Raw genomic sequence first — 21,366 nt, 5'->3', positions numbered from 1 at the left:
TTGCGAGCATATGCGCACTTTGTTCGATGGAAACACCGTGATGTTAAAGCGCCTTTTAAAAAGCCCCTCTTTGAATTTACTCGCCTGGCTATTGCTGGCCTCTTTTTATATTGCTATCTGCCTGAACATTGCCTTTTTTAAACAGGTGTTACAGGCGTTACCGCTGGATTCGCTGCATAACGTGCTGGTTTTCTTGTCGATGCCAGTCGTCGCGTTCAGCGTGATTAATATTGTTCTGACACTAGGCTCTTTCTTATGGCTTAATCGACCACTAGCCTGTCTGTTTATTCTCGTTGGCGCATCTGCGCAATATTTCATCATGACTTATGGCATCGTCATCGACCGTTCGATGATTGCCAATATCATTGATACCACACCGGCGGAAAGTTATGCGTTGATGACGCCACGCATGTTACTAACGCTAGGGTTAAGCGGCGTACTTGCTGCGCTGATTGCCTGCTGGATAAAAATCAAACCTGCTGCCTCGCGCCTGCGCAGTGTTCTTTTCCGTGGAGCCAGTATCCTGATATCTGTACTGCTGATTGTGCTGGTTGCCGTGCTTTTTTATAAAGACTACGCCTCGCTGTTTCGCAACAACAAAGAGCTGGTGAAATCTTTAAGCCCCTCCAACAGCATTGTTGCCAGTTGGTCATGGTATTCCCACCAGCGACTGGCAAATCTGCCACAGGTACGCATTGGTGAGGACGCACACCGCAACCCGTTAATGCAAAAAGGAAACCGGAAAAACCTAACCATTTTGATCGTCGGGGAAACCTCGCGGGCGGAGAATTTCTCACTCAATGGCTACCCGCGTGAAACCAACCCGCGACTGGCGAAAGATAACGTGATCTATTTTCCTAATACTGCGTCTTGCGGCACAGCAACGGCTGTCTCCGTACCGTGCATGTTCTCAGATATGCCGCGCGAGCATTACAAAGAAGAGCTGGCACAACACCAGGAAGGCGTGCTGGATATCATTCAGCGGGCAGGCATCAACGTACTATGGAATGACAACGATGGCGGCTGCAAAGGCGCATGTGACCGCGTACCTCATCAGAACGTCACTGCCCTGAACTTACCCGGTCAGTGCATCAACGGCGAATGCTATGACGAAGTGCTGTTCCACGGGCTGGAGGAGTACATCAATAATCTGCAAGGCGATGGGGTGATTGTCTTACACACCATCGGCAGCCACGGCCCGACCTATTACAACCGCTATCCACCGCAGTTCAGGAAATTTACTCCCACCTGCGACACCAACGAGATCCAGACCTGTTCCAAAGAGCAACTGGTCAATACTTACGACAATACGTTGCTCTACGTCGACTATATTGTTGATAAAGCGATTAATCTGCTGAAAGAACATCAGGATAAATTTACCACCAGCCTGATTTATCTTTCTGACCACGGTGAATCGTTAGGTGAAAATGGCATCTATCTACACGGCTTGCCTTATAGCATCGCCCCGGATAGCCAAAAGCAGGTTCCGATGCTGCTGTGGTTGTCGGAGGATTATCAAAAACGGTATCAGGTTGATCAAAGCTGCCTGCAAAAACAAGCACAAACGCAGCACTATTCACAGGACAATTTATTCTCAACCCTGTTGGGATTAACCGGCGTCGAGACGAAGTATTATCAAGCCGCGGATGATATTCTGCAGGCATGCAGGAGAACGACTGAATGAAAATTCTAATTGTTGAAGACGATACACTGTTATTGCAGGGATTGATTCTGGCGGCACAAACTGAAGGCTACGCGTGTGATGGCGTCACGACCGCGCGGATGGCGGAACAAAGCCTGGAAGCCGGTCATTACAGCCTGGTGGTGCTGGATTTAGGTTTACCCGACGAAGATGGACTGCATTTTCTCGCTCGTATCCGGCAGAAAAAATACACCCTGCCGGTACTGATCCTCACCGCCCGCGACACGCTTACCGATAAAATCGCCGGGCTGGATGTCGGTGCCGACGACTATCTGGTGAAGCCTTTCGCGCTGGAAGAGTTGCACGCCCGCATCCGCGCCCTGCTGCGACGCCATAATAATCAGGGCGAAAGCGAGCTGAAGGTTGGCAACCTGACGCTGAATATGGGTCGCCGTCAGGTATGGATGGGCGGTGAAGAGCTGATCCTGACACCAAAAGAATATGCCCTGCTGTCGCGCCTGATGCTCAAGGCGGGTAGTCCGGTGCATCGGGAAATTCTCTACAACGACATTTACAACTGGGACAACGAACCCTCAACGAATACCCTGGAAGTGCATATCCATAACTTGCGCGACAAAGTGGGCAAAGCCCGTATCCGCACCGTGCGCGGCTTTGGCTATATGCTGGTCGCTAATGAGGAAAACTAATTGAACCTGATGCGTTTTCTACGTCGACCAATATCGCTGCGTCAACGGCTGATATTGACCATTGGGGCAATTCTGCTGGTATTTGAGCTGATCAGCGTTTTCTGGCTATGGCATGAAAGCACCGAGCAGATTCAGCTATTTGAGCAGGCGCTGCGCGACAATCGCAACAACGATCGCCACATCATGCGTGAAATCCGTGAGGCGGTCGCCAGTCTGATTGTTCCTGGCGTGTTTATGGTCAGTCTGACGCTGTTTATCTGCTATCAGGCGGTACTTCGCATCACCCGCCCACTGGCGGAACTGCAAAAAGAGCTGGAAGCGCGTACCGCCGACAACCTGACACCTATTGCTATTCACAGTGCCACCCTCGAAATCGAAGCGGTAGTTTCTGCATTGAACGATCTGGTCAGTCGCCTGACCAGCACGCTGGATAACGAACGGCTGTTTACCGCTGACGTCGCTCACGAACTACGAACGCCGCTGGCAGGGGTACGTTTGCATCTAGAGTTAATGGCGAAAACGCACAACATTGACGTAGCGCCGTTAGTCGCGCGGCTCGATCAGATGATGGCCAGCGTCTCCCAGTTGTTACAACTGGCGCGCGCCGGACAGTCATTCTCTTCGGGTAATTACCAGCATGTAAAGTTGCTGGATGATGTGATCCTGCCCTCCTATGACGAACTCAGCACCATGCTCGACCAGCGTCAGCAAACCTTGCTGTTGCCAGAAAGCGCCGCCGACATCACTGTCCAGGGCGACGCCACTCTACTACGCATGTTGTTGCGTAACCTGGTAGAAAACGCCCATCGCTATAGTCCCGAAGGCAGCAACATTATGATTAAACTGCAAGAAGATGGCGGTGCGGTAATGGCAGTTGAAGATGAAGGGCCTGGTATTGATGAGAGTAAATGCGGAGAGTTGAGCAAAGCGTTTGTACGGATGGACAGCCGTTATGGCGGAATTGGTCTGGGATTAAGTATTGTCAGCCGCATCACGCAGTTGCATCACGGGCAGTTTTTCCTGCAAAACCGGGAAGAGACTTCCGGCACGCGCGCCTGGATACGGCTGAAGAAAGATCAATACGTGGCAAACCAAATATAAAGAAAGCTGCTTACTACCAGCACGCTAAACACGGTAGTTAAACTTTCATAAATACGGTTTTTCATTGCACTCTCCTCCATTGAACTGGAGGAGAGTATGCACGCCAGAGATTAAGTGAACCTTAAGAGTCGGGCCAAACCGATTGGGGGCCTGATAAGACGCGACAGCGTCGCATCAGGTAATCTATTTCAGGTTACTCATCAATTCGCGGATGTTGCTGTACCAGGCGAGTGCGTTTCGCCTGCAAATCGGCAATCTCGTGGTCAATATCTTCGATTTTTTGCTCGATATTATCGTAATGCTCAACGAGAATTTCCTTCGCTTCCTGCAAATCTGACGCCGCCGGTGTCGCGCCTTTCAACGGACGATTCGCCGTCTCTTTCATGGTCACGCCGGTAATCAAACCAATCACCGCCACTACCATCAGGTAATACGCTGGCATCATCAGATCCTGCGAACTTTCTACCAACCATGCCGCCAGCGTTGGCGTCAGACCGGCAATCAGCACCGAAATATTAAATGCCGCCGCCAGCGCGCTGTAACGGATATGCGTCGGGAACATCGCTGGCAGCGTTGAGGCCATAACGCCCGTAAAACAGTTGAGGATCACTGCCAGCATCAACAGTCCGGCAAAAATCAGACCGATGATATTACTGTTAATCAGAATAAACGCCGGGATCGCCAGTGCAAACAGCGCAACACTACCGAGGATCACAAACGGGCGACGGCCAAAACGGTCACTCAGCAGGCCCATTACCGGCTGCACAAACAACATCCCGATCATAATGGCGATAATAATCAGCACCCCGTGATCTTCGGAGTAATGCAGGTTATGCGACAAATAACTTGGCATATAGGTCAGCAGCATGTAGTAAGTCACGTTAGTGGCTATCACCAGACCAATACACGTCAACAGGCTGCGCCAGTGCTTCGTGGCAATCTCCTTAAACGAGATTTTCGGGCCATCCTGCAAACCTTCGCGGTCGCCCTGTTCCAGTTTCTCAACATGTTGCTGGAACGCTGGTGTCTCTTCTAAAGCATGACGTAGATAAAGTCCGATAATCCCTAACGGCAGAGCGATAAAGAACGGAATACGCCAGCCCCAGTCGAGGAAGTTCTCTTCACCGACGATGGTAGAAATTAACACCACCACACCCGCGCCCAGAACAAACCCGGCAATAGAACCGAAATCCAGCCAGCTACCCATAAAGCCACGTTTGCGGTCAGGAGAGTATTCCGCAACAAATATCGATGCTCCGGTATATTCGCCGCCGACCGAGAAACCTTGCGCCATCTTACAAATCAACAGCAGAACCGGTGCCCAAATACCAATCGAGGCATAGGACGGTATCAATCCAATACAGAATGTACTGATCGACATAATCACAATGGTGATAGCGAGGATCTTCTGGCGACCATATTTATCGCCCAACATACCAAAGAAGAGCCCGCCAAGCGGTCGAATCAGAAAGGGAACGGAGAAGGTGGCAAGTGCAGCAACCATCTGCACGCTGGGATCAGCCCCAGGGAAAAAGACTTTACCTAATGCGTAAGCAACAAAACCATAAACACCAAAATCAAACCATTCCATTGCATTACCCAGCGATGCTGCAGTAATGGCTTTTCGCAGTTTACCGTCATCAATAATAGTGACATCACGAAGGGTTATCGGTTTTACTTTTTTCCTTTTCAGCATAGCTTTCCTCGCAGAGTAAGCCCATTTCCGCACACGTCAGGCAAATCGACGTGGCGCCCGCAAAAGGGGAGCGGGAATTGCAGGGTGCAATCTCTGTAACAAGCGTAGCGGGTTTATTTACACGTTCTGATTAAGAACTGTACAACCAAACCTGTTGACGCCTGAATTGGGCAGTTAATGACCTTTTTACCCTACCAGCGTTTAAATTTGTGATCAACTTCACACATGGATTTCGTTTAACACTCATTGGTGTAACCGATTATTTACACTTAATTTACAGTGAAGATTTCCTCTACCATCGCCCCCGCCAGACGCTGTGCTGAGCAGAGCCGTGGCATCCCCAGCGCGACAGTTTGCCAGCGTTGGGTTACTGACCAGCAAACGGGCTGTTTATCGGCATCGGACCACTTGCCCAGCCAGCTTAAAAAGTCAGCATAATCTCCGCCAGTCGGGGTAGTGGGAGAGGTAAACCACTGAGGGTAATAATGACGAGTAGTCGGTGCTGCGTTGATACTTTCGGCCAGATATTGCGTCGCTTTCACGCGCAAATCGTCAAGCAACAACACCGCCGCTTGCGGGCTTCCCAGACGGCAGGCATCACCAAACGCCCCCCAGCGCAACTCTTCCAGAACAATGAAACAACGCCCAGGCAACGACCAGGCGTTATACGCACCAGCACGCCAGCGGGTAAAAACTTGCGCGCTCTGCTCGCCCGCCTGCACCAGTAATCCTCGTTGCATTAACGCTTTTTCCTTCCAGCAACAACGGCTGGAAAACCACTCATACAACGCGGCAATTTGCTGCGGAAGTTTCGGAAAAGCAGATTGTGGGCGGTGATCCATTTTTTGCAATAGTGCCAGATGTTGCGCGACCTGCGTCAGCGCCAGATGAGCGGGATCAAGTATCGCCGCCAGTTTTTCCACCAATGTCAGGCGCAGGCTAAGCGGCGCATTTAACATTCCTGCGTTCGCCCACGTCTGAAGCTGTGTGCGAGCAAGGATCTCCAGCATCAGCCGTTCGCGAAACTGCTGCTGATGGGCTTGTGGATAGCGGGCGTCATTGCCCTGCGCCAGATCCACTAAAAAGCGGGGATAAACCGACTCCAGCACGCGACCGGGGCCGTCCAGTAACGTCTTAGTCAATATCGTTCTGCCGTGAAAAGTGTTTGAATATCATCGCGTAACAACTGAGAGTCCGTATAAATCCAGCCGTGAGTCATCACAGTCTGCTGCAATTGCTGCTGCATCATCTTAACTACAGATTCATTTTGTTGACGCAGAGCCAAGCTTTCGCGTAAACGCGTCTGTAATTCCGTCAAGCATAAAGCGAAATCAGCAAAAAAAGTGCTCATGTCTGCCGTGACAGAATCATCGACCTGAACCGCCAAAGCTTTAGCCATTTGTTGGCAATAAAGGTCGACTTCCGCGGTTAACATTCGTTGTAGCGCGCTGTAATCAATAGCCTCCGGCGGAGATTTCTCACTACTCCGCCCCCCAGTCGGGCTGATTCAGCCAGCGCGAGAAAGTCTCACGCACAATGCCAAAACGGGTGATCTGCTCATCCGTTTTTTCCTGGCGAGATATTGCATTGCTGAACAACTGACGAGTATTGAAGTGGGGAGCTGCGCTGTGAAAAGCAGGAAAATGAAATCCAGGACGAAACCCGGACTCACTCAATTCCGTTTTAACCCGTTGCTCAATGGGACGAATAACATCGGTTAACACCCGGCAAAGGGTTGATTCCAGTTCAGTAAAACGCAGCGTGAAGTCACGACTGATTTTGGTTTGTGCCGTCTGTAACAACGTCTCGCAGCGGGTGCGGATCTCACTTAACGGCCACGAATCATGTTGAAACAGCGCAGCTAACTGGGCATTCACCTCATTTTGCTGCTGACACAGAAAGTCGGTGGCTGACGTCAGGGCCACCTTGATTTCATGTTTAATCTCGCCACTCACCTGCACCTGATTGAGCTGCAATAGCTGCATATTTTCTTCAACCTGGCGGATATTTTGCCGAAATTGTTCGCAGGCGACGTTCAGCCCGTGTGCGCGAAAATCCAGATATTCCCGCGCCTGCAGGGCGTAATTCAACAACTTATGCGATGCAGATCGCAGAGCATATAACGACGCGTTAGCGTAGGCGGCATGGAGTAACGCCTGAACCGGTTGGGCGAATAGCGAATCGTCCCACAGTTGATCGGCAGCATGACGAATATGGTCGATATCCGCCAGATCGGCGTTACACCAGCGCCTGCCCAGCGCCGCATGGGCAAAATCCTCCACCCAGCGTTGTTGCTCCGGTGCTGGTAATTTACCGTTGTTGACTAACTCATGGCGTGCCCGATTCGCCAGATAGCCCCACATCGACGACACCGGAAATATCTGCCCAGGCGTAACGCAACCTTTCATCAGCGTCCCGGAAATCAGCGCCCTCACCTGTTCGGCATCGTCACTGTTCCGATCCTGCTGATCGAACTTATTGACCAGTACATACAGCGGTACTGATTTCCCCACCGCTAAAACCGCCTCACGAACCTCCTCATCGGAGATTGACTTCAGTTGCGTATAATCCAGTACCGCCAGCACTGCGGAGGCGCGCGCCAGTTGCTCGTTAAGCATTTCTTGTAGATGTGGTTGCCCGGCTTCATTTGGCCCAGGAGTATCCAGTAACGTTAACTGCCCGGGATAACTCTCCAGCCCCGCCAGATGGACAAACTCCACTTCAATCACTGGAATATGCTCAATGGCGGCATAAGCAGAAAAGGGAAAATCGACGTCCAGCGCCTTCGCCAGACGCACCAAATCATTCAAACTTTTCAGGCAATGAAAAATAGGCTGGGCACCAAGATAATATTTTTCGAAAGCGATGCCATTTTCGATCCGCTGCATAAGTGCGCGCATATCTTTATCTATTTCCAGCAGATCGGTCAGATGTTTAATATCGAAATCACGCAAGCGCTGTTGTAATTGTTGGATTAAACGGTCGATTGGCGCGACATGCGAAAAATGCAACACCGGTTCTTTTTGCCCCGGAGCATGGCGAATAAGCGTCGGTAGCGCAGTCATAGGACGGTTGCGATTAGGAAGAACTTCAGTGCCAACAATAGCGTTAATGGTGGTTGATTTCCCTGCTTTCATGGTGCCAACAATCGCCAGCACCATTTCCAGACGGGAGATTTTACGCAGCTCATTACTCAACATGGCATGACGCTCGTCGATATTATGCTGCCCCCAGGGCAAAGTCAGTGGTGGTGTATCTTCTCCGGGTACAGAGAGAGGCATTTTTTCCAGTAACTGCAACTGTTGTCGGGAAAGCTGTAACAGGCGTTCAGCCTCCTGACTTAACTCATATATTGTCTGTGTGTACATGGAAAATTCTTCCTTAAAGCAAATTTTATTACTTTTATTTAGCCAGATTGTTTTTTAGTTCTGCTTTCGGATTTTATAATTACAGCAGTAAATAACTCTTATAATTAATATAGTCTTTTTATCCGAATGAATAAGCCTCTTCCGATACATTTAAAATGTCAGAAAGATAGAAATAATAATTGAATTAAAAAAAGAACAAGAAGAGAGTTAACCTTAACTTAAATAATAAATGGAGGCAAAAAGATTATTTTCTTTTTGCGTTGTCTTTCAAATGAAAACGTTTGTCGTCTAAAATCAGCAGTACCCCCGACAAACTCAGGGATTTTGTGTATAATTGCGGCCTTTTTCGGCAATCTGCCGTTTTTTGGCGCTTTTGCCCTGCTGACTTTGAGGAAATCCACATGTCATTACCAAACTGCCCGAAATGCAACTCCGAATACACTTACGAAGATAACGGCATGTACATCTGCCCGGAATGCGCCTACGAATGGAACGACGCTGAACCTGCACAGGAAAGCGACGAGCTGATCGTTAAAGATGCTAACGGCAACCTGCTGGCTGACGGCGACAGCGTTACCATCATTAAAGACCTGAAGGTAAAAGGTAGCTCTTCGATGCTGAAGATCGGCACCAAAGTGAAAAACATCCGCCTGGTTGAAGGTGACCATAACATCGATTGCAAAATCGATGGTTTTGGCCCGATGAAACTGAAATCTGAGTTTGTGAAAAAGAACTGATTTCGATTGCCGGGTGCGAAGCATCCGGCAACTGTGCCAATGCCTGATGCGACGCTTGCACATCGTATCAGGCCGGGGAATTCCCGCGCTATCCGTAGGCCGGATAAGGCGTTTACGCCGCATCCGGCAATGGTGCCAAATGCCTGATGCGACGCTCACCGCGTCTTATCAGGCCTACAAATTCCCACACCATCCGGCAACTGTGCCAAATGCCTGATGCGACGCTCACCGCGTCTTATCAGGCCTACTCTTCATCTGTACAAAATTCAAACTACACTTAACTGACTTCTCTTCACTGAGGTCACCATCATGCCGTTAAGTCCCTACATCTCTTTTGCCGGTAACTGTGCCGACGCAATAGCCTATTATCAACGCACGTTGGACGCGGAACTGCTGTATAAAATCAGCTTCGGAGAAATGCCGAAACCCGCACAGGAAAGCGCCGAAGGCTGCCCATCAGGAATGCAATTCCCGGATACTGCCATCGCCCATGCTAACGTGCGCATTGCCGGTAGCGATATCATGATGAGCGATGCCATACCGTCAGGAAAAGCCAGCTACTCCGGCTTTACGCTGGTGCTCGATTCGCAACAGGTCGAAGAAGGGAAACGCTGGTTTGACAACCTTGCCGCCAATGGAAAAATCGAAATGGACTGGCAGGAAACCTTCTGGGCGCATGGCTTCGGCAAAGTCACCGATAAATATGGAGTGCCGTGGATGATTAATGTTGTTAAACAACAGCCCACAAAATAAGCCCCACCGGGAGGCTCGTCCTCCCGCGATGTGAGCAGACGTTATTGTCACAAGTGACTTTGTTATACACAGAGTCGAGGAGTGAGTTACGCTTCTGAAGGCGATCGTTGCGGATAAACTGGAACCGGGGTTAACCAGCAATCAGGCAAAAACGATCCGACTAACGCCCATACTCATCTTCCATTCTCCGTTCTTCATCTTCCAGTTGCCGACGCTCCTGATCAAGCTGGCGCTGGCGATCATCCAGTTGCCTGCGGCGATCTTCAAACTGGCGGTGGCGATCATCATATTGTCTGCGACGATCGTCGCTCACTTCACGCTGCCAACCGTCATCACGCGAATCTTCATAATCGCGTCCACGGTCAGGATTATAAGCGTCGTTAATCGCCTGCTGAATATTGCCAATGGTGTCATCGATAATATCGGCATGAGCCGGAACAGCGGTCAGCGTGAGCAGGGTAAATAAAAATAACAGCGGATAGCGTTTCATTAACTAACCTCAGAAAGAGACTCTATCCACATTAGTCATTACTCATCCATGCAAACAGTGGATGAATCTCAATTCCTCCGCTGCTCTATTGCCATAATCGCCTCCACACGCTGTTGATGACGACCGCCTTCGTACTGCGCCCCCAGCCATGCATCCACAATCATTTTCGCCAGTTCGAGGCCAACCACTCGTGAACCAAAAGCCAGCACGTTGGTGTCGTTATGTTGCCGCGAGAGTTGCGCGGAATAAGGTTCGCTACAGACGACCGCACGAACTCCGGCAAACTTGTTCGCCGCTATCGAAATGCCGACACCTGTACCACAAATCAAAATCCCGCTATGCTAACGATATTACCGTTAATATATATAATTAAAGAATAAACCGTTTCATATTATTTATAGAAAAAATAAAACTATCGCTGTCTTCCTTCTTCAGCACTAATGCCTAATAAAATAGCGTGTTCTACTCACACTTACTCTTATTAAAGTCGAAGTTTCCCAATTATGATAACGCCAGTTTCAAATGACGTATTTTGTATGGGTCATATATTTACGACACAAATGATAAATGGAGATTTATATGAATAACTCACGGTTATTCCGTTTGAGCAGGATTGTTATTGCATTAACCGCCGCCAGCGGCATGATGGTAAATACCGCTGACGCGAAGGAAGAAGCTCAGGCTGCCAGCCAATATACTCAGCAAATTAACCAGAACTACGCCAAATCATTGCCGTTTAGCGATCGTCAGGATTTTGACGATGCCCAACGTGGATTTATCGCCCCGCTACTGGATGAAGGTATTCTGCGTGATGCTAACGGAAAAGTTTATTATCGGGCAGATGATTACAAATTTGATATTAATGCCGCCGCACCGGAAACCGTAAATCCCAGTCTGTGGCGTCAGTCGCAGATCAACGGCATTTCTGGCCTGTTTAAAGTCACCGATAAAATGTATCAAGTGCGCGGTCAGGACATCTCTAACATTACGTTCGTTGAAGGCGAGAAAGGGATTATTGTTATCGACCCACTGGTGACGCCGCCAGCCGCGAAAGCCGCACTTGACCTTTACTTCCAGCATCGTCCGCAAAAACCAATTGTTGCCGTTATCTACACCCACAGCCACGCCGACCATTATGGCGGAGTGAAAGGCATTATCACTGAAGCTGATGTTAAATCAGGGAAAGTTCAGGTAATCGCTCCGGCAGGCTTTATGGACGAAGCTATCAGCGAAAACGTGCTGGCGGGTAACATCATGAGCCGCCGAGCCCTTTACTCTTACGGCCTGTTACTGCCGCACAACGCACAGGGCAACGTGGGTAATGGCCTCGGTATCACGCTGGCGACCGGCGACCCGAGCATTATTGCGCCAACCAAAACAATTGTCAGAACTGGCGAGAAGATGATTATCGATGGTCTGGAGTTTGACTTCCTGATGACCCCAGGCAGCGAAGCACCCGCGGAAATGCATTTCTATATTCCGGCCCTGAAAGCGCTGTGCACCGCCGAGAACGCCACTCACACCCTGCACAACTTCTACACCCTGCGCGGCGCGAAAACCCGCGACACCAGCAAGTGGACCGAGTACCTGAACGAAACGCTGGATATGTGGGGTAACGAAGCGGAAGTACTGTTTATGCCACACACCTGGCCAGTCTGGGGCAATAAGCATATCAATGATTATATTGGTAAATATCGCGATACCATCAAGTACATTCACGATCAGACCCTGCACCTGGCAAACCAGGGCTACACCATGAATGAAATCGGAGACATGATTAAGTTGCCGCCAGCACTTGCCAACAACTGGGCCAGCCGCGGCTACTATGGCTCTGTTAGCCATAACGCCCGCGCGGTGTATAACTTCTATCTTGGCTACTACGATGGCAATCCGGCTAACCTGCATCCATATGGTCAGGTGGAGATGGGCAAGCGTTATGTACAGGCGCTGGGCGGTTCCGCGCGCGTGATCAACCTGGCACAGGAAGCGAATAAGCAAGGGGATTACCGCTGGTCGGCAGAATTACTGAAACAGGTGATTGCCGCCAATCCGGGTGACCAGGTAGCGAAAAATCTGCAAGCCAAAAACTTTGAACAGCTTGGTTATCAGGCCGAGTCCGCCACCTGGCGCGGTTTCTACCTGACTGGTGCGAAAGAGCTGCGCGAAGGAGTACATAAGTTCAGCCACGGCACCACCGGTTCCCCGGACACCATTCGCGGGATGTCAGTCGAAATGCTGTTCGACTTTATGTCCGTGCGCCTCGATAGCGAAAAAGCCGCTGGCAAAAATATCAGCCTGAACTTCAATATGAGTAACGGCGATAACCTCAACCTGACGCTGAACGATAGCGTGCTTAACTACCGTAAAACGCTGCAGCCTGAAGCCAACGCCGCTTTCTACATCAGCCGTGAAGATCTGCACGCGGTGCTGACCGGACAGGCGAAAATGGCAGAGCTGGTAAAAGCGAAGAAAGCCAAAATTATTGGCAATGGTGCGAAACTGGAAGAAATTATTGCCTGTCTGGATAATTTTGATTTGTGGGTGAGTATCGTTACCCCAAATTAATTCCACTCACTTTCGGGGGCAATTAAGCTCCCGAAAGCATTTATATCAAAAATATAAATCATTAACTAATACATAAAATAAATAAGTTATGAATGCGGTGGCTGAATAAAGCTATTTTTATTCCACAAGAAAATAGCCATACTGACGCCTTCAATGGATATTGACATTCACTACAGATATTGTTCGCAGCAGACAGGATGTATTTATTATGCCAACAGTTCTCTCTCGCATGGTGATGCAACTCAAAAAAGCAACCTGGATAATTCCCGTCTTCATGGTTTCGGGATGCTCATTATCTCCGGCGATCCCGGTAATCGGCGCTTATTATCCCGGCTGGTTTTTCTGCGTTATTGCCAGCCTTATTGTGACTCTCATCACAAGGCGAATTATTCAGCGGGCAAATATCAATCTGGCATTTGTCGGAATTATTTATACAGCCCTTTTTGCTCTCTACGCCATGCTGTTCTGGCTGGCATTTTTCTAATCTATTTTGAGATGCGCTCATGGAAAGTACGCCGAAAAAAGCTCCTCGCAGTAAATTCCCTGCCCTGCTGGTGGTTGCGCTGGCACTGGTTGCCGCTGTTTTTGTTATCTGGCGCGTCGACAGTGCGCCATCAACTAACGACGCTTACGCGTCAGCCGATACCATTGATGTAGTACCGGAAGTCAGCGGTCGCATTGTAGAACTGGCAGTCACCGACAACCAGGCAGTTAAACAAGGTGATTTACTGTTTCGCATCGACCCGCGCCCGTACGAAGCTAATCTGGCGAAAGCCGAAGCTTCCCTCGCCGCGCTGGATAAGCAAATTATGCTCACTCAGCGTAGCGTTAATGCCCAACAGTTCGGTGCTGACTCGGTTAACGCCACGGTAGAAAAAGCTCGCGCCGCTGCCAAACAGGCCAACGATACATTACGCCGTACCGAGCCGCTACTGAAGGAAGGTTTTGTCTCTGCGGAAGATGTAGACCGCGCGAGAACCGCACAGCGTGCGGCAGAAGCCGATCTTAATGCTGTATTGTTGCAGGCACAGTCAGCCGCCAGCGCCGTTAGCGGCGTCGATGCACTGGTCGCGCAACGCGCGGCGGTCGAAGCGGATATTGCCCTAACCAAACTGCATCTGGAAATGGCCACCGTTCGCGCACCGTTCGATGGTCGGGTGATTTCCCTCAAAACCTCGGTTGGGCAATTTGCCTCCGCGATGCATCCTATTTTCACGCTAATCGACACCCGTCACTGGTACGTGATCGCCAACTTCCGCGAAACCGATCTGAAAAACATTCATGCCGGTACGCCTGCGACAATTCGCCTGATGAGCGACAGCGGCAAAACCTTCGAAGGTAAAGTAGATTCCATTGGCTACGGTGTGTTGCCGGATGATGGTGGTCTGGTGCTTGGCGGTCTGCCGAAAGTGTCTCGTTCTATTAACTGGGTCCGCGTTGCCCAGCGTTTTCCGGTCAAAATCATGGTCGATAAACCTGACCCGGAAATGTTCCGTATCGGCGCATCGGCAGTCGCTAATCTTGAGCCGCAATAATGAGCGCCCTCAACTCCCTGCCATTACCGGTGGTCAGGCTGCTGGCGTTCTTTCATGAAGAGCTAAGCGAGCAACGGCCAGGTCGCGTGCCGCAGACCGTGCAGCTCTGGGTAGGCTGCCTGCTGGTAGTGCTAATCTCGATGACCTTCGAGATCCCCTTCGTGGCGTTATCACTGGCAGTGCTGTTTTACGGTATTCAGTCGAACGCGTTTTACACCAAATTTGTGGCGTTCCTGTTTGTGGTCGCCACAGTGCTGGAGATCGGCAGCCTGTTTTTGATCTACAAATGGTCTTACAGCGAACCGTTGATCAGACTGATCATCGCCGGGCCGATCCTGATGGGCTGTATGTTTTTGATGCGCACCCATCGGCTGGGGCTGGTCTTTTTTGCCGTCGCTATCGTCGCCATTTACGGGCAAACCTTCCCCGCCATGCTCGATTATCCGGAAGTCGTCGTGCGCTTAACGCTGTGGTGTATTGTTGTCGGCCTCTACCCGACGTTATTGATGACGTTAATCGGCGTGTTGTGGTTTCCCAGCCGCGCCATCACGCAAATGCATCAGGCACTTAATGACCGACTTGATGAAGTGGTAAGCCACATGACAGAAAGCCTCACGCCACTACCTGAAACGCGGATTGAAAGAGAGGCGCTGGCGCTGCAAAAACTCAGTGTCTTTTGCCTCGCGGATGACGCCGACTGGCGAACCCATAGCGCATGGTGGCAAAGCTGCGTGGCAACGGTAACCTACATTTACTCGACGCTGAATCGCTACGATCCCACCGCGTTTGCTGACTCGCTGGCAATCATTGAGTTCCGGCAAAAACTAGCCCTGGAAATCAACAAACTGCAACATGCTATTGCACAAGGTCAATGCTGGAAAAGCAACTGGCGGCTAAGTGAAGAGGAAGCAATGGCGGCGCGGGAATGTAACCTGGAGAATATCTGCCAGACGCTGTTACAGCTTGGTCAGATGGACCCGCATACGCCGCTGACACCCGCCGCCAAACCACCTTCATTTGTACCCGATGCCTTTACCAATCCGGACTATATGCGCTATGCAGTGAAAACGCTGCTGGCCTGTTTAATCTGTTACACCTTCTATAGCGGCGTGGACTGGGAAGGCATTCACACCTGTATGTTGACCTGCGTGATCGTCGCTAACCCAAATGTTGGTTCATCGTACCAGAAAATGGCGTTGCGTTTTGGCGGGGCTTTTTGTGGGGCAATTCTGGCGCTGCTAATGACCATTTTAGTCATCCCCTGGCTGGACAATATTGTCGAATTGCTGTTTGTGCTGGCACCGATTTTCCTGTTGGGGGCGTGGATTGCCACCAGCTCTGAACGTTCTTCTTATATCGGAACGCAGATGGTGGTGACCTTCGCGCTCGCCACACTCGAAAACGTTTTTGATCCGGTGTATGACCTGGTGGAAATACGCGATCGCGCCATCGGTATTCTTATCGGCACTGCGGTATCGGCAGTGATTTACACCTTTGTCTGGCCTGAAAGCGAAGCGCGCACACTACCGCAAAAACTGGCTGGCGCGCTGGGTATGTTAAGCAAACTGATGCGTATTCCTCGCCAGCAGGAAGCTACAACGCTGCGTACCTATATACAAATTCGTATTGGTCTGCATGCAGCGATTAATGCCTGTGAAGAGATGTGTCAACGTGTGGCGCTGGAGCGTCAACTAGATAGCTCAGAGCGTGCTTTGTTGGTTGAACGTTCGCAAACAGTGATTCGCCAGAGCCGTGACCTTCTTCACGCCTGGGACGCTACCTGGAACTCGGCGCAGGCACTGGATCACGCGCTCCAGCCGGACAGGGCAAGCCAGTTTGCTGAGGCGCTGGAGAAATACTCCACGGGTCTGGCAACCACAATCAGCCATTCGCCAGTGATAGCGCTTGAAGAGACACCTGCCTCGCAGGCCATCCTGCCCACCTTATTAAAACAGGAGCAACACGTCTGTCAGCTCATCGCCCACTTGCCAGACTGGACTGCCCCGGCATTAACGCCCGCCACGGAACAGGCACAAGGAGCCACTCAATGATCAATCGTCAACTTTCACGCTTGTTGTTGTGCAGCATTCTCAGCAGCGCGACGCTGATTTCCGGTTGTGCGTTGGTGCGTAAGGATTCAGCCCCTCATCAACAACTTGAACCAGAGCAAATCAAACTTGCCGATGATATCCATCTGGCCAGTTCCGGTTGGCCACAAGCACAGTGGTGGAAACAGTTTCATGATCCACAACTGGATGCGCTGATCCAACGGACGTTAAGCGGTTCGCACACCCTCGCTGAAGCGAAATTGCGGGAGGAAAAAACGCAGTCGCAAGCTGATTTGTTAGATGCCGGTTCACAATTACAGGTTGCGGCGTTAGGGATGCTTAACCGCCAGCGCGTTTCGGCAAACGGCTTTTTAAGCCCTTATGCGATGGATGCGCCCGCACTGGAAATGGACGGGCCGTACTATACCGAAGCTACAGTAGGTTTGTTTGCTGGACTGGATCTCGATTTGTGGGGTGTGCATCGCTCAGCGCTTGCTGCCGCCATTGGCGCGCATAACGCGGCTCTGGCAGAAACCGCCGCGGTGGAGTTATCGCTGACCACTGGCGTGGCGCAGCTTTATTACAGTATGCAGGCCAGCTACCAGATGCTCGATCTGTTAGAACAAACCCGCAGTGTGATTGATTACGCGGTGAGAGCGCACCAGAGTAAAGTGACGCATGGTCTGGAAGCGCAAGTGCCTTTCCACGGCGCGCGGGCACAGATTCTGGCGGTCGATAAACAAATTGCTGCCGTCAAAGGGCAAATCACCGAAACGCGAGAATCCCTGCGCGCATTGATTGGCGCGGGAGCCAGCGATATGCCAGAGATCAAACCGGTGGCGTTACCGCAAGTACAGACTGGCATTCCGGCGACGCTCTCTTATGAGTTGCTCGCCAGACGTCCGGATCTGCAAGCCATGCGCTGGTATGTTCAGGCGTCATTAAATCAGGTGGATTCCGCACGGGCGCTGTTCTACCCGAGCTTTGATATCAAAGCGTTTTTCGGACTGGATTCCATTCACCTGGACACCTTGTTCAAAAAAACCAGCCGCCAGTTCAACTTCATACCAGGTCTGAAATTGCCGCTGTTTGACGGTGGACGCCTGAATGCCAATCTCGAAGGCACGCGCGCCGCCAGCAACATAATGATTGAACGTTACAACCAGTCAGTACTGAACGCGGTGCGCGACGTTGCAGTCAATGGCACGCGTTTGCAAACGCTGAATGAAGAACGGGAGATGCAGGCAGAACGCGTAGAAGCAACTCGCTTCACCCAGCGCGCCGCCGACGCCGCCTACAGACGTGGATTAACCAGCCGCTTACAGGCAACCGAAGCCCAGTTGCCGGTACTTGCCGAAGAAATGTCCTTACTCATGCTGGATAGTCGCCGCGTGATTCAAAGTATTCAGTTGATGAAATCGCTGGGCGGCGGGTATCAGACTGCCCCGATCGTTGAGAAGAAATAAAACAGACGTCGCGTGATGGCTGTCACGCGGCATATCGTTTCGTCACGTCAAAACTGACGACAGCCTGTTTTTCGTCAGAGTTTTGAACAAAAAGCGCCCGTAATATCAGGGAATGTCCCCAAATAAAAGGTGGCATAAAAGATGCATACTGTAGTCGAGAGCGCGTATGCGTGATTTGATTAACTGGAGCGAGACCGATGAAAAAAGTCGTCACGGTTTGCCCATATTGCGCATCAGGTTGCAAAATCAACCTGGTCGTCGATAACGGCAAAATCGTCCGGGCGGAGGCAGCGCAGGGGAAAACCAACCAGGGTACTCTGTGTCTGAAGGGTTATTATGGCTGGGATTTCATTAACGATACCCAGATCCTGACCCCGCGCCTGAAAACCCCCATGATCCGTCGCCAGCGTGGCGGCAAACTCGAACCTGTTTCCTGGGATGAGGCACTGAATTACGTTGCCGAGCGCCTGAGCGCCATCAAAGAGAAGTACGGTCCGGATGCCATCCAGACGACCGGCTCCTCGCGCGGTACGGGTAACGAAACCAACTATGTAATGCAAAAATTTGCGCGCGCCGTTATTGGTACTAATAACGTTGACTGCTGCGCTCGCGTCTGACACGGCCCATCGGTTGCAGGTCTGCACCAATCGGTCGGTAACGGCGCAATGAGCAATGCCATTAACGAAATTGATAATACCGATTTAGTGTTCGTCTTTGGGTATAACCCAGCGGATTCCCACCCGATCGTAGCGAATCACGTGATTAACGCTAAACGTAACGGGGCGAAAATTATCGTCTGCGATCCGCGCAAAATTGAAACTGCGCGCATTGCTGACATGCACATCGCACTGAAAAACGGCTCGAACATCGCGCTGTTAAATGCGATGGGCCATGTCATTATTGAAGAAAATCTGTACGACAAAGCGTTCGTCGCTTCCCGTACGGAAGGCTTTGAAGAGTATCGTAAAATCGTTGAAGGCTACACGCCGGAATCGGTTGAAGATATCACCGGCGTCAGTGCCAGTGAGATTCGTCAGGCGGCGCGGATGTATGCCCAGGCGGAAAGCGCATCCATTCTGTGGGGCATGGGTGTTACCCAGTTCTATCAGGGCGTGGAAACCGTGCGTTCTCTGACCAGCCTCGCAATGCTGACTGGTAACCTCGGTAAGCCGCATGCGGGCGTTAACCCGGTTCGTGGTCAGAACAACGTGCAGGGTGCCTGCGATATGGGCGCACTGCCAGATACGTATCCTGGCTATCAGTACGTGAAAGATCCGGCTAACCGCGAGAAATTCGCCAAAGCCTGGGGTGTAGAAAGTCTGCCAGCCCATACCGGTTACCGCATCAGCGAGTTACCGCACCGCGCAGCGCATGGCGAAGTCCGTGCGGCGTACATTATGGGCGAAGATCCGCTGCAAACTGACGCGGAACTGTCGGCAGTACGTAAAGCCTTTGAAGATCTGGAACTGGTCATCGTCCAGGACATCTTTATGACCAAAACTGCGTCAGCGGCGGATGTCATTTTACCGTCAACCTCGTGGGGCGAACATGAAGGTGTCTATACTGCTGCTGACCGTGGTTTCCAGCGTTTCTTCAAGGCGGTTGAACCGAAGTGGGATCTGAAAACGGACTGGCAAATCATCAGTGAAATTGCCACCCGTATGGGTTATCCGATGCACTACAACAATACCCAGGAGATCTGGGACGAGTTGCGTCATCTGTGCCCGGATTTCTACGGTGCGACTTACGAGAAAATGGGCGAACTGGGCTTCATTCAGTGGCCTTGCCGCGATACTTCAGATGCCGATCAGGGGACTTCTTATCTGTTTAAAGAGAAGTTTGATACCCCGAACGGCCTGGCGCAGTTCTTCACCTGCGACTGGGTAGCGCCAATCGACAAACTCACCGACGAGTATCCAATGGTACTGTCAACGGTGCGTGAAGTTGGGCACTACTCCTGTCGTTCGATGACCGGTAACTGTGCGGCACTGGCAGCTCTGGCTGATGAACCTGGCTACGCACAAATCAATACCGAAGACGCAAAACGTCTGGGTATTGAAGATGAGGCACTAGTTTGGGTGCACTCGCGTAAAGGCAAAATTATCACCCGCGCGCAGGTCAGCGATCGTCCGAACAAAGGGGCGATTTACATGACCTACCAGTGGTGGATTGGTGCCTGTAACGAGCTGGTTACCGAAAACTTAAGCCCGATTACCAAAACGCCGGAGTACAAATACTGCGCCGTGCGCGTCGAGCCGATTTCCGATCAGCGCGCCGCCGAGCAGTACGTGATTGACGAGTACAACAAGTTGAAAACTCGCCTGCGCGAAGCGGCGCTGGCGTAATACCGCTTTAACTCACGTTAAAGGCGACGGTATTACCCAACGCCTTTGTATCAATCCGGGAACGCTCATCCGTTTCCGGATTTTTTATACATACCCGCGCAGTCAGACCAGTCCATCCTGGTTATCAGCGACATCCTCTCCGTTGTTATTCTCATCCAATCACAAGTGCAAATGAGAATTATCTTTACTCAATTCTCATCGCGACCTAACGTAATAATACTTTACATTTGATGATTAAAATTTCGGCAAGGTGAGAAATCATCGACCGTCTAACATGCTCTATTAAAGGGATATTTTGGCGCAATTTATGCAGTAATGCCCCGTCAGATAGCGTATTGATAACCTCAAAGTAACTTCAGGGATTGGGAAGCATATGATTAAAAAACTATTATCTTTACTGGTATTAAGCGCAATTTCCGCCACCGCCTTTGCCGCGACACCGCCGAATACGTTGGTTGTTGCCCAGGGACTGGATGATATTGTGAGTCTGGATCCGGCAGAAGCTAATGAACTCTCCAGTATTCAGACTGTACCAAGCTTGTATCAACGCGTTGTGCAGCCGGATCGTAACGATCCCGCGAAAATCACTCCGATTCTGGCCGAAAGCTGGCAGGCTGATCCTGTAGCAAAAACGCTGACCATAAAACTCAAAAGCGATGCGAAATTTGCCTCCGGTAATCCGGTGCGCCCGGAAGATGTGATTTACTCTTATGTCCGTGCCGTCACGCTGAATAAGTCCGGTGCGTTTATTCTCAATGTACTGGGCTGGCAACCGGAAAATATCGCCTGAAGTGGTCAACAAAAACTGGCCACCGAGTTAGAGTTTTTCCAGTATCGATTTTCCGATTCGTTTGGGGGTAATCCACCGTTATATTCGTGCGGTCTTAGTGCGCTGTAATATCCAACGATATAG

The 21,366-nt window shown here is 50.8% G+C and carries 15 protein-coding genes and 3 pseudogenes; 12 read left to right on the top strand and 6 right to left on the bottom strand.

Annotation, left to right across the window (positions count from 1 at the left end; genetic code table 11):
- The first annotated feature begins 40 nt into the window (after positions 1-40).
- Genes eptA through pmrB form a run of 3 tightly spaced genes read left to right on the top strand, consistent with a single transcriptional unit; the run spans position 41 to position 3,450 of the window.
- Positions 41-1,684 carry a phosphoethanolamine transferase EptA gene (eptA, locus tag C7B16_RS14105; protein WP_107179836.1) on the top strand — a complete coding sequence of 548 codons (1,644 nt, stop codon included), beginning with the start codon at positions 41-43 and terminating at the stop codon, positions 1,682-1,684.
- Positions 1,681-2,349: a two-component system response regulator BasR gene (gene basR, locus C7B16_RS14100; protein WP_000697920.1), complete on the top strand. Its 669-nt coding sequence runs from the start codon at positions 1,681-1,683 to the stop codon at positions 2,347-2,349. Before eptA ends, basR begins: the two co-directional genes overlap by 4 nt.
- Positions 2,350-3,450 carry a two-component system sensor histidine kinase PmrB gene (gene pmrB, locus C7B16_RS14095; protein ID WP_001052120.1) on the top strand — a complete coding sequence of 367 codons (1,101 nt, stop codon included), beginning with the start codon at positions 2,350-2,352 and terminating at the stop codon, positions 3,448-3,450. It abuts the gene before it with no gap.
- On the opposite strand, the gene pmrR is transcribed toward pmrB, so the two are convergent.
- The 4 genes and pseudogenes from pmrR to crfC all read right to left on the bottom strand — a co-directional run bounded on the left by pmrR (position 3,426) and on the right by crfC (position 8,514).
- Complete coding sequence (gene pmrR / locus C7B16_RS14090; RefSeq protein ID WP_001517597.1) at positions 3,426-3,515, bottom strand: LpxT activity modulator PmrR; 90 nt, start codon at positions 3,513-3,515, stop codon at positions 3,426-3,428. The genes pmrB and pmrR overlap by 25 nt on opposite strands.
- Positions 3,516-3,643: 128 nt before the next feature.
- Positions 3,644-5,146 (bottom strand): glycine betaine/L-proline transporter ProP, encoded by a 1,503-nt coding sequence (proP, locus tag C7B16_RS14085; RefSeq protein ID WP_001517596.1) that lies wholly within the window; start codon positions 5,144-5,146, stop codon positions 3,644-3,646.
- Between the two features lie 269 nt (positions 5,147-5,415).
- Positions 5,416-6,288, bottom strand: coding sequence for a diguanylate cyclase regulator RdcB family protein (locus C7B16_RS14080; RefSeq protein ID WP_000169201.1), 873 nt, complete (start codon positions 6,286-6,288; stop codon positions 5,416-5,418).
- Positions 6,285-8,514 (bottom strand): annotated as a pseudogene (gene crfC / locus C7B16_RS14075) (clamp-binding protein CrfC). The gene C7B16_RS14080 and the pseudogene crfC overlap by 4 nt, the downstream one beginning before the upstream one ends.
- 401 nt (positions 8,515-8,915) lie before the next feature.
- On the opposite strand from crfC, the gene C7B16_RS14065 reads away from it, so the two are divergent.
- Together C7B16_RS14065 and yjdN are read left to right on the top strand one after the other, a co-directional pair.
- Positions 8,916-9,251: a zinc ribbon domain-containing protein YjdM gene (locus C7B16_RS14065; RefSeq protein ID WP_000056775.1), complete on the top strand. Its 336-nt coding sequence runs from the start codon at positions 8,916-8,918 to the stop codon at positions 9,249-9,251.
- Positions 9,252-9,560: 309 nt separating this feature from the next.
- Positions 9,561-10,004: a VOC family metalloprotein YjdN gene (gene yjdN / locus C7B16_RS14060; RefSeq protein ID WP_001131293.1), complete on the top strand. Its 444-nt coding sequence runs from the start codon at positions 9,561-9,563 to the stop codon at positions 10,002-10,004.
- A 160-nt stretch (positions 10,005-10,164) separates the two neighbouring features.
- On the opposite strand, the gene yjdP is transcribed toward yjdN, so the two are convergent.
- On the bottom strand, positions 10,165-10,494 hold the full coding sequence (gene yjdP, locus C7B16_RS14055) for a DDRRRQL repeat protein YjdP (protein WP_061090609.1): 330 nt from the start codon (positions 10,492-10,494) through the stop codon (positions 10,165-10,167).
- Positions 10,495-10,562: 68 nt separating this feature from the next.
- Positions 10,563-10,829 (bottom strand): annotated as a pseudogene (gene rpiB, locus C7B16_RS14050) (bifunctional allose-6-phosphate isomerase/ribose-5-phosphate isomerase RpiB); the annotation flags it as partial.
- Positions 10,830-11,073: 244 nt separating this feature from the next.
- Here rpiB and yjcS point away from each other — a divergent pair.
- The 7 genes and pseudogenes from yjcS to C7B16_RS14010 form a co-directional block, all read left to right on the top strand.
- Positions 11,074-13,059: an alkyl sulfatase YjcS gene (gene yjcS, locus C7B16_RS14045; RefSeq protein ID WP_107179835.1), complete on the top strand. Its 1,986-nt coding sequence runs from the start codon at positions 11,074-11,076 to the stop codon at positions 13,057-13,059.
- Positions 13,060-13,267: 208 nt separating this feature from the next.
- Positions 13,268-13,543 (top strand): YtcA family lipoprotein, encoded by a 276-nt coding sequence (locus C7B16_RS14035; RefSeq protein WP_001517588.1) that lies wholly within the window; start codon positions 13,268-13,270, stop codon positions 13,541-13,543.
- Positions 13,544-13,562: 19 nt separating this feature from the next.
- Positions 13,563-14,594 carry a multidrug efflux transporter periplasmic adaptor subunit MdtN gene (gene mdtN / locus C7B16_RS14030; protein ID WP_000446339.1) on the top strand — a complete coding sequence of 344 codons (1,032 nt, stop codon included), beginning with the start codon at positions 13,563-13,565 and terminating at the stop codon, positions 14,592-14,594.
- Positions 14,594-16,645 (top strand): multidrug efflux transporter permease subunit MdtO, encoded by a 2,052-nt coding sequence (gene mdtO, locus C7B16_RS14025; protein WP_107179834.1) that lies wholly within the window; start codon positions 14,594-14,596, stop codon positions 16,643-16,645. The genes mdtN and mdtO overlap by 1 nt, the downstream gene beginning before the upstream one ends.
- The gene (gene mdtP / locus C7B16_RS14020; protein ID WP_107179833.1) at positions 16,642-18,108 is read left to right on the top strand and encodes a multidrug efflux transporter outer membrane subunit MdtP; all 1,467 of its coding nucleotides are present in this window, start codon (positions 16,642-16,644) and stop codon (positions 18,106-18,108) included. Before mdtO ends, mdtP begins: the two co-directional genes overlap by 4 nt.
- A 197-nt stretch (positions 18,109-18,305) precedes the next feature.
- Positions 18,306-20,453, top strand: coding sequence for a formate dehydrogenase subunit alpha (gene fdhF, locus C7B16_RS14015; RefSeq protein WP_077627668.1), 2,148 nt, complete (start codon positions 18,306-18,308; stop codon positions 20,451-20,453).
- A gap of 373 nt (positions 20,454-20,826) precedes the next feature.
- Positions 20,827-21,240: pseudogene (locus C7B16_RS14010) on the top strand (ABC transporter substrate-binding protein); the annotation flags it as partial.
- Positions 21,241-21,366 lie beyond the last annotated feature (126 nt).

Source organism: Escherichia sp. 20412-1 (assembly GCF_003027595.1).
Taxonomy (GTDB): Bacteria; Pseudomonadota; Gammaproteobacteria; order Enterobacterales; family Enterobacteriaceae; genus Escherichia; species Escherichia marmotae.
The sequence above is the reverse complement of the archived record's forward strand: the minus strand, read 5'-3'. Positions and strand labels throughout refer to the sequence as shown.